This window comes from Binatus sp. (SeqCode) (genome assembly GCF_036522015.1).
In the GTDB taxonomy this organism is placed as follows: Bacteria; Desulfobacterota; Binatia; order Binatales; family Binataceae; genus Binatus.
The window spans coordinates 1-3,453 of record NZ_DATDGQ010000008.1 but is presented as its reverse complement, the minus strand read 5'-3'; the positions used below and the strand labels follow the sequence as shown (position 1 = coordinate 3,453).

Below are 3,453 nucleotides of genomic sequence, written 5' to 3'. Positions count from 1 at the left end.
ATAGTCGCGCCCGCCCGCCATCGCTTTAATCCTGCCGCTCTGCGGCTCGAGCGCTACCAGGCATGACTCGAGGCGATCGTTGGCCTCACGCCGCGCGAGCTTGGGATGCTTGGCTTCGAGGTCGCTGAGATTGTGCGCGATCGAGGCCTCGGCGAGTTTTTCCATGTGCACGTCGAGCGACGTGAAGATGCGCAAACCCTCGCCGTTCAGCACTTGCGCGGGATATCGCTCGGCCAGTTCCTTCTTGACGAAATCGACGAAGTAGGGTGCGTCATTGCCCTCGGCATAAACTTCGCGCGCATGCAGCGGCTCGCTGACGGCGGTGTCGTAAGCGCTCTTGTCGATGTAACCGTCCTCGAGCATCGAGGCCAGCACTTCGTCGCGCCGCGGACGCGCGGCGTCAGGATGGTGCAGCGGATTGAGCCGGTTCGGCGAACTGATCAGGCCCGCGATAGTGGCCATTTCGCCAATAGTCAGATCGCGCGGCTCTTTCGAGAAGTAGTACTCACTCGCCTCCCAGACGCCGTAGATTCCTTCCTGTCCGCGCTGGCCCAAATAGATATCGTTGATATAGTTCTCGAGGATTTCGTCCTTCGAGTAATCGCGCTCCGCGATATACGCCATCATCGCTTCCTTGGCCTTGCGCTTGTAACTCCGCTCGCGGGTCAGGAAAAAGTTCTTCATCAATTGCTGCGTGAGAGTCGATCCGCCCTGGCGCACGTGCCCCGAGTGGAAGTCGATGTATGCGGCCTTGATCGTGCGGACGATGTCGACGCCGTGATGCTCGTAGAAGCGATGATCCTCGGCGGCGAGGATCGCGTTGATCATCGTCGGCGGAATCTGACTGAGACGCACCAGCCGCCGCTGCTCCCACTCGCCCTCGAAGATGCCGCTGATCAGTTCGGGTTCGAGCTCGATCGAGAAGACCGGTTTGTGCGTAACCGGATCGCTCATCGAATCGATCGCGTCACCCTTGAGCTTCAGCTCGACGAATTCGCCGCCGAATGGGCCGTACGGATACGCGAAGCTGTGCAGAAAGATGTCGAGCTTGCCGCGGTTCTTGTCGAAGCTGTACTCGCCGCGGGTCGAGACCTTGCCCGGATCGACAGGATGGTAGTTCAGGCGCGCGAGACGCTCGAAGAAACCAAGGTCCTGCAAGTTCTGTCCCGGATATATGAGGATGGAGTCTGAAAAGATGCGCGACGGGATGTTCCAGCGCTTGCCCGAGAATCGCGTCACGACCTCATTTTCGAGCTGATGGTAGTAGCTGAAGAACAGCCACAGCGTCGGCGGCACCGCGAACAGGATGAGCGCGCCGACGCCGATCAGCGCGAATTTCAGAAGTCGTTTCGGGGACATCGGAAATGCGTCCCCGGCTCAGGCCTCCGGTTTGATCGGCACGTAAACGGTGGCGTCGCCGCGGCGGATAAGCAGCAGGACGCTCCTGCCCTTGGCGCTCGCCTTGACCGCGTTCTGATACGCGTCCACGTCTTTGACCGCTGCGCGATTGACCTCGATGATCACGTCGCGCGCGCGCAGCCCCGCTTCGTCGGCGCGGCTGCCGGGCTGCACCGACGCAATCACCACGCCGCCGGGAGTGTCGAGACCGAGCTCCTTGGCGATGTCGGGACTGAGGTCCTTGACGTGAAGGCCGAACGGCGAGACGGCGCCGAGATCGGGCTTCTGCGATTTTTCCGCGGATGCCAATATCTCGGGCTCACGTGACTGAGTAATCGTGACGGGCAGATCGATCGTCTGCTTGTCGCGAATCACCCTGAGCATGCCTTTGTGCCCGAGGTCGGTGCGGCCGACCAGCAACGGCAACTGGCGCGAGTCGTCCACCGGCTGATTGTCGAACGCGACGATTACGTCGCCACGCTTGACGCCCGCCGCCTTGGCCGGCCCGTTGTCCAGCACCTTGGCGACCAGCGCGCCGCGCGAGTCCGCCAGCCCCAGCGATTCCGCCAGCTCCGGCGTCACCTTCTGGATGTACACGCCAAGCCATCCGCGCACGACTTTGCCTGAGCTCTTGAGCTGCGGCAGTTCTTCCTTGACCAGGTCTATTGGAACCGCAAAGCCAATCCCCATGCTGGCGCCGGTGTGCGTGTAGATCGCGCAATTTACGCCAATCACGTCGCCGCGCAGATCGATCAGCGGACCGCCCGAGTTGCCGGGATTTATCGACGCGTCAGTCTGGAGGAAATCCTCGTAGTTGCCCGGGATGAAGCGTCCCTTGGCGCTGATGATGCCCGCGGTCACCGAGTGGTCGAAGCCGAACGGGTTGCCGATCGCCATCACCCATTCGCCCACCTTCAAGTCCTCTGAGTTGCCGAGCGGCGCGACCGCCAGGTCGTGCTTCGCCTCGATCTTCAGCAGCGCGATGTCGCTCTTCTCGTCGTGCCCGATAATCTTCGCTGTGTAGTTGCGACCGTCCTGCGTGGTCACTGTGACTTTGCCCGGGCTATCGACGACATGCTCGTTGGTCAGGATGTAGCCGTCCTTGGTGATGATGAAGCCACTGCCGAGCGCCTTGGCGTGCGGCGTGCCGCCGAACTCCTCGAGCGGACCGTGCGAATGCGGCTCGAGCGGACTATTCGGCGCGTCTTCGGGCCCCTGCTCGACGCCTCCAGCGGGCTCGTCGGCCTCGTCGGTCGAGATGTTCACGACGGCCGGGCTGAGCTTCGCCGCGAGATCGACGAAGTCCGGCATCGACTGCGCTTTCGGCGCGTGCGCGGGATCGGCGAGCTCGGTCCAGAAGTGCGCGGGCGCCGGCGGCGCGGAATCGGCCGCGCGGGCCGGCATGCGCGAGGTAGTCAGCGTGAGGGACGCCGCAAAGATCGCGACGCCCGTAAAGGCGATAGGTCGAAACAACTTATTCGTCATGTGTGATTAAACGAAGACGGCCGCTCAACGGTTCGGCTGTCTCGCCATTTCAACGTACTTCATTTGCAGACCGGAAAGAATCTCTTTGAGCATCGCTTGTTCCTCGGCGTCGAGATTTCCCCGCGTCTTCTCGCGCAACATTATGATGATATCGATCATCTGCTGCGCCAGCACCAGGTCGTGCGTTACCTTCCCGCTCATCGGATCGGGTATTTCGCCGAGCGCCGCCAGCGCCTGCTCCGACAGGCTCCAGAGAAATGCCGCGAACGTCAGCTCGGGCGGTGGCTGGCTCGAATGGTGGCTCGTCGCGTGATGCTCGGCGGCCGCCTGAGGCTTGGACGCCGGCTCCGACGCGCTTGCGGCGGGCCTGGATTTTATCTCGATCGCCTCATTACTCGGCGGCGGCGTGTCGTTGTCGCCGCCTTCCTTCATCTCGCCTTCTGCCGAGAAGCGCCGGCGGTCCTGAACTTTGAATCCGCGCTTGTCTTCCTGATCTTCCATCGATGACACCGTCACCCTTGCCCAATCTGCCCGGCCTGCATCTGCTCGAGCCGATGGATGCGCTCCTCG

At 62.3% G+C, this 3,453-nt stretch carries 3 protein-coding genes; all 3 read right to left on the bottom strand.

From position 1 onward, the window contains the following. Positions 1-1,359 (bottom strand): transglycosylase domain-containing protein (locus VIW95_RS00465; RefSeq protein ID WP_331582885.1); only part of this gene is annotated, 1,359 nt, incomplete at its 3' end. Between the two features lie 18 nt (positions 1,360-1,377). After that, positions 1,378-2,871 carry a Do family serine endopeptidase gene (locus VIW95_RS00460; RefSeq protein ID WP_331582883.1) on the bottom strand — a complete coding sequence of 498 codons (1,494 nt, stop codon included), beginning with the start codon at positions 2,869-2,871 and terminating at the stop codon, positions 1,378-1,380. A 36-nt stretch (positions 2,872-2,907) separates the two neighbouring features. Then, entirely contained in the window at positions 2,908-3,384 is a 477-nt protein-coding gene (locus tag VIW95_RS00455; RefSeq protein WP_331582881.1) for a DUF1844 domain-containing protein, read from the bottom strand. Positions 3,385-3,453 lie beyond the last annotated feature (69 nt).